Annotated in this window: 2 protein-coding genes; both read right to left on the bottom strand. The window is 60.3% G+C overall.

What is annotated here, in order from left to right; all coding sequences use genetic code 11:
* Window positions 1–18: 18 nt before the first annotated feature.
* Entirely contained in the window at window positions 19–948 is a 930-nt protein-coding gene (locus tag EN885_RS32940) for a 2-oxoglutarate and iron-dependent oxygenase domain-containing protein (RefSeq protein WP_127295856.1), read from the bottom strand.
* Window positions 945–1,718 (bottom strand): class I SAM-dependent methyltransferase (locus EN885_RS32935; protein WP_245493194.1); only part of this gene is annotated, 774 nt, incomplete at its 5' end. The genes EN885_RS32940 and EN885_RS32935, both read right to left, overlap by 4 nt.

Here is a 1,718-nt window from a genome sequence, read left to right as displayed (position 1 = left end):
TCGAGAAAACCGAACGGCTTACTGCAACTCTCGCGCGCGTCCGGCGCCATTCCTGGTTTCCCAGATTGACTCGAAGTTGCGTAGCATCACTTCCGCGACGCTGAAGGTGTGCTTTCCTTGCCGGGAAGTTAGGCGAGCGTCGATGTCAGGATAGATAAAGAAAGGAAGGGAAATTCGTTCGGCCGGACCACTGTGTACGACCCGATGCGGTGTGCTCCTGAAGCGGTCGTCGCTTAGGGCCTGAAGCATGTCGCCCAGATTGACCACGAGACTGTCGGGGAGGCTCGGCGCCGGCATCCAACGCCCGCCGAACCACACCTGCAAGGAGCGCGTGGGGAGTTCCTCCTGCAGCAGCAGCGTGAAGAACCCGTTGTCGGTATGCTTTCCAGCTGTGCCGCCAGTAGATGGATATCGGATCACGCGTTGGAGGACCGTCGGCGGGCTGAAATGGCGTGGGAACCAGCCCTCTTCCATATCGAGCAGGTCGGCCAGCGCGGTCCCGAGCTGCGGCACAACCTCGTTGACCACGGTAGCCTGCAGAGCAAGCAGGCTTCGAGCGAAACCAGGAGCTAACGCGTCATCCGGAAGGCGTGTGCGACCAGCAAACGGACGCCGGTCACCTTCATTCTCGATTCCGAGGTCGAACATTTCCTTCGGATCGGGGCCGGCGTCGGGATGTAGCACCTCCCCGTGCAATGGACTGTACCCACGAGCGGTAGCAGGGTACACGTTTTGTGCGGAGTGACCGAAGCGTTCCTTTGCCGACTGTGGCAACGCGAAGAACCGCCGGCAAGCCTTGATCGCTTCGGAGATCTGTTCTTTCGGGATTCCGTGCTCAAGGTAGAAGAACCCGTACACCTCGCAGGCCAGGCGAAGGCGATCGCGCTCTTCGTGTCGCGTTGCATCGGATGACAGTTTCGCCAGTGAGATTTGCGGTAGCGTGATCATTGTTGCTCCTTCATTGGTGCGTTGGCTTTATCGGTCACCTGGAAAACCCAGTAATGCGCGCCCTCCTCCGCGATGTATTTTCCGTCGTTGAGACATTGGGCCGTCACAAGCACGCCCGTATCCTGTAGACGCCGCACTTCATCCCCAAAGGATGTGGTCTCCGCATAGCTCTTGCGGGTGCTTGCGATGATGAATCCGTTGGGGCGCGTCACGCGAGCCAGTTCGCGCAGTGCGTCCGGTCGGATGTGCCCGAGCGTGAAGACGCCGCAGCAGACCGTAATGTCATAGCTCGCGGTGGAGTAGCCGGAGAGCGGCCCGTTAAGGTCGACATCGCCTCGGACATGCCGGTATGCGCGGGTTTTCCGGGCCTGTTCGGCCATCTCCTCGGAGAGGTCGATCCCGTCGATCAACCGGAAGCCGAGGCGTTCCAGTTCCACGCCGACGAGGCCCGTTCCGCAGCCGGCGTCCAGGATTGCGATGGCTGCTCGCTTATTGGCCAAATAGGCTGTCTGCCCCGTGCCCGCCAGTTCCGCAACAATCGCCGGCCCGCAGTATTCATCCCGGCCGACATCCAACTCGTAGGAACTTGCCCATTCACGATAAAAGCGTGCCAAGCGATCGACGTCGCCGTCGAGCGCATGGGAATCCTTGATGCGTTTGCGTGCGGCTTGCTCCAGTGCGGTCCCCTGATCGAGGGTATTCATGTCAATTCCTCCGTATAGGGGCAAATTAGGTGCGGTACAGTTCTCATCGGCGGCGCAATTGCCGCG

The organism is Mesorhizobium sp. M6A.T.Cr.TU.014.01.1.1, assembly GCF_004022765.1.
Taxonomy (GTDB): Bacteria; Pseudomonadota; Alphaproteobacteria; order Rhizobiales; family Rhizobiaceae; genus Mesorhizobium; species Mesorhizobium mediterraneum.
The sequence above is the reverse complement of the archived record's forward strand: the minus strand, read 5'-3'. Positions and strand labels throughout refer to the sequence as shown.